Annotated in this window: 5 protein-coding genes; all 5 read left to right on the plus strand. The window is 72.0% G+C overall.

Going from position 1 to position 3,662, the window contains the following annotated elements; translation table 11 throughout:
• The first annotated feature begins 101 nt into the window (after positions 1–101).
• Positions 102–1,331, plus strand: coding sequence for an NRAMP family divalent metal transporter (locus PROKR_RS07905; protein WP_036961955.1), 1,230 nt, complete (start codon positions 102–104; stop codon positions 1,329–1,331).
• Entirely contained in the window at positions 1,328–1,705 is a 378-nt protein-coding gene (locus PROKR_RS07910; RefSeq protein WP_036961647.1) for a hypothetical protein, read from the plus strand. The genes PROKR_RS07905 and PROKR_RS07910 overlap by 4 nt, the downstream gene beginning before the upstream one ends.
• Complete coding sequence (locus PROKR_RS07915; RefSeq protein ID WP_036961650.1) at positions 1,702–2,112, plus strand: hypothetical protein; 411 nt, start codon at positions 1,702–1,704, stop codon at positions 2,110–2,112. Before PROKR_RS07910 ends, PROKR_RS07915 begins: the two co-directional genes overlap by 4 nt.
• A 55-nt stretch (positions 2,113–2,167) precedes the next feature.
• Positions 2,168–2,983 carry an MBL fold metallo-hydrolase gene (locus PROKR_RS07920; protein ID WP_036961653.1) on the plus strand — a complete coding sequence of 272 codons (816 nt, stop codon included), beginning with the start codon at positions 2,168–2,170 and terminating at the stop codon, positions 2,981–2,983.
• A 141-nt stretch (positions 2,984–3,124) separates the two neighbouring features.
• The coding region (locus tag PROKR_RS07925) for a superoxide dismutase (RefSeq protein WP_036961656.1) at positions 3,125–3,662 on the plus strand (538 nt) is incomplete at its 3' end.

A 3,662-nucleotide genomic window follows, 5' to 3' on the forward strand; every position in this document is an offset into this window, starting at 1 on the left:
GGCGGCGCGGCCGCCGTGCCGCCGTCGGCCGACGCGCTGCTCGCGGACCTGGACAAGGCCGCCGGTGCGGTGGAGCAGGCCCTGGCCGAGGCGGGCGGCCCGTGAAGAAGGTACTGGGGGTCGCCCTCGGCGTCCTGACGGCGATCGGGGGCTTCGTCGACATCGGTGACCTCGTCACCAACGCCGTCGTCGGGTCCCGGTTCGGGCTGTCGCTCGTCTGGGTCGTGGCGCTCGGCGTGGTCGGGATCTGCCTGTTCGCGAGCATGGCGGGCCGCGTCGCGGCCGTGAGCGGCCGCGCGACGTTCGAGATCATCCGCGAGCGGCTCGGCCCGAAGGCGGCCGGCGCCAACCTCGTGGCGTCGTTCGCCATCAACCTGCTCACGCTGACGGCGGAGATCGGCGGCATCGCCCTCGCGCTCCACCTCGTCAGCAGCGTCGAGCCGCGGCTGTGGATCCCGGTGGCGGCGCTGGCCGTGTGGCTGGTGCTGTGGCGCGTGAAGTTCCAGGTGATGGAGAACGTCGCGGGCCTGATGGGGCTGCTGCTGGTGGGCTTCGGCGTCGCCCTGTTCCTGCTCGGTCCGGACTGGGGCGAGCTGATGCGGCAGGCCGTGCCGCCCTCCCCGCCGTCCACCGAGCACGCGGCGGCGTACTGGTACTACGCCGTCGCGCTGTTCGGCGCCGCGATGACGCCGTACGAGGTGTTCTTCTTCTCCTCGGGAGCGGTCGAGGAACGCTGGACGGCCAAGGACCTGACGATGAACCGGGCGAACGTCCTGATCGGCTTCCCGCTCGGCGGGCTCCTCTCGGTCGCGATCGCGGCGTGCGCGGCCGTCGTGCTCCTCCCCGCCGGGATCGAGGTCTCGTCGCTCTCCCAGATCGTGCTCCCGGTCGCGCAGGCCGGGGGAGTGCTGCTGCTGGCCCTGGTCATCGTCGGCATCGTCGCCGCGACGTTCGGCGCCGCCCTGGAGACGGCGCTGTCCAGCGGGTACTCCCTGGCCCAGTACCTCGGCTGGTCGTGGGGCAAGTTCCGCAGGCCGGCCCGCGCGGCGCGGTTCCACGTCACGATGGTCGTGGCGATCCTGCTCGGCGTCGGCATCCTGATGACCAGCGTCGACCCGATCGCGGTGACGGAGATGTCGGTGGTCTTCTCGGCGGTCGCCCTGCCCCTGACCTACGTCCCGATCCTCGTGGTGGCGAACGACCCGCAGTACATGGGCCGCCACGTCAACGGGCGGGTGGTCAACGCCCTGGGCACGGTGTACCTGGTGATCGTGGTCGTGGCGGCCGTCGCCGCGATACCCCTGATGATCGCGACAGGAGCGGGATCATGACTCGCGAGCGGATGGTCGACGCCCGGCTGCACCTGCTCAGCCGGCAGGTGCTCGACGCCGACGGCGAGCCGGTCCGTGCCGTCGACGACCTCGAGCTCGTCGGGCCCGGCGGGCAGCCGGCCAGGGCCGGTGCCGAGGTTCGTGTCGGCGCGATCCTGGTCGGCCCGGTCCTGTTCGTCCGGCTCTTCGGCGGGGCGGTCCCCGTCTCCCGGCAGCCCCGGATCGCGTGGGAGGACGTCGGGCATGTCGGCACGGCGATCGAGCTCACCGTGCCGTCCGACCGCCTCGACGCGGACTGGGTGGAGCACTGGCTGCGCGACCACGTCGTCGGCCGCGTCCCCGGAGGGCGTCACGACCCGGAGGCGGACGGATGAACGTGGGCGACCTGCTCGACGCACAGGTGCTGGGGCCCGACGGCACCACGCTCGGCGTCGTCGTGGACGTGCGGTTCGCACTCGAGGTCGTCGACGAGCCGGACGACGACGCGCGGGAGCGGGACCGGGAGGACCCTGAGACTCCGCTGAGCGCGCACCTCGGCCGGGACGCCGTCGGTGGCGCCCGGCTGGTCGGACTGCTGGTGAGCCCGCACAGCGGGGGATCGTTCCTGGGGTACGAGCGGACCGAGCTGCGTTCGCCCTGGCCGATCGCCCAGCTGGTCCGCCGTCGACATCGCGGCACGTTCCTCGCGGGCTGGTCCGACGTCGCCGAGGTGCGCACGGACGGCTCGCCGGTGATCGTGCGCCTCGTCGCCGGGTTCGAGAGGGGTTCGCCCGCGCTGTAGGCAGCCGCCCGATCGGCGGCCTGGCACAGGGGACGCACGGAGGAGAGGTGGCTGGATGACGTTCTGGATCTGCCGGCGATGTGGTGTCGAGCACGAGCCGCGGCCCGCGGTCTGCGCGGTCTGCGCCGACGAGCGGGAGCTGGTGCCCGCCGACGGGCAGCGGTGGACCACGCTCGACGAGCTCGCGGCCAACGGCGAGAGCATCACGGTCGAGGAGCTCGAACCCGACCTGTTCGGCCTCGACACGGTGCCCGACGTCGGTATCGGACCGACCGCGAAGATCGCCCGGACGGCGGCGGGGAACCTCATGTTCGACGTCCCCGGCTACCTCGACGACGCGGCCGTCGCCGCCGTCCAGGATCTCGGCGGGCTGGCGTACATCGTGGCGAGCCACCCGCACATGTACGGGGTGCAGGTCGAGTGGAGCCGACGGCTGGGTGGCGTCCCGATCCTGGTCAGCGAGGCCGACGCGGGCTGGCTCGCGCGGACCGACGACGCCGTCGAGCTGTGGAAGGGGGACCGCGAGATCCTGCCAGGTGTGACGCTGACCCAGCCGGGCGGGCACTTCCCGGGGTCCGTGGTGGCGCACTGGGCGGCCGGTGCGGAGGGCAGGGGCGTGCTGCTCAGCGGTGACACGATCTTCGCGAACCCGGACCGCACGTCGGTGTCGTTCATGCGTAGCTATCCGAACCGGATCCCGTTGTCGGGGCCGGTGGTGCAGCGGGTGGCGCGGCACGTGGCGCGGTTCGAGTTCGACCGGCTCTACAACAACTTCCGGGGCGTGATCCCGGTCGATGCCAGGGCGGTCGTGCTGCGTTCGGCGGACCGGCACGCGGCCTGGACCAGCGGCGCCAACGACCACCTCACGTAGGCGGCGCGGGCGCTGGCGGGCACGGCCGGCGGGCCGCGCCTCCGGGAGCGTCCGGCTGCGAGTGCCGTGGGTCCGTCCTAGCGTCGAGAGGGCCGGCCTGGGCGAACCAGGCCCGGGAACACTCGGCGAGAGGAGCACGAGATGACGGTCTACACGCTGCCCGACCTGCCCTACGACTACTCGGCGCTGGAGCCGCACATCAGCGGCCGGATCATGGAGCTGCACCACGACAAGCACCACGCCACCTACGTGGACGGCGCGAACAAGGCCCTGGAGACCCTGGAGGAGTCCCGCGAGAGCGGGGACCTGGCCGCCGTGAACCTGGCGGAGAAGAATCTCGCCTTCAACCTGGGCGGCCACATCAACCACACCGTGTTCTGGAACAACCTCTCGCCCGACGGCGGCGGCGAGCCGGACGGTGAGCTCGCCGCTGGGATCACCGAGTTCTTCGGTTCGTTCGCGGCGTTCCAGGCCCACTTCACGGCGGTGGCGACGGGGATCCAGGGCTCGGGCTGGGCGGTGCTCGGCTGGGACGGCATCGGGCAGCGTCCCCTGGTGTTCCAGCTGTTCGACCAGCAGGCCAACGTGCCCCTGGGGATCACCCCGCTGCTCATGCTGGACATGTGGGAGCACGCGTTCTACCTGGACTACCTCAACGTCAAGGCGGACTACGTCAAGG

It is taken from the genome of Promicromonospora kroppenstedtii DSM 19349 (assembly GCF_000515355.1).
GTDB classification, from domain to species: domain Bacteria; phylum Actinomycetota; class Actinomycetes; order Actinomycetales; family Cellulomonadaceae; genus Promicromonospora; species Promicromonospora kroppenstedtii.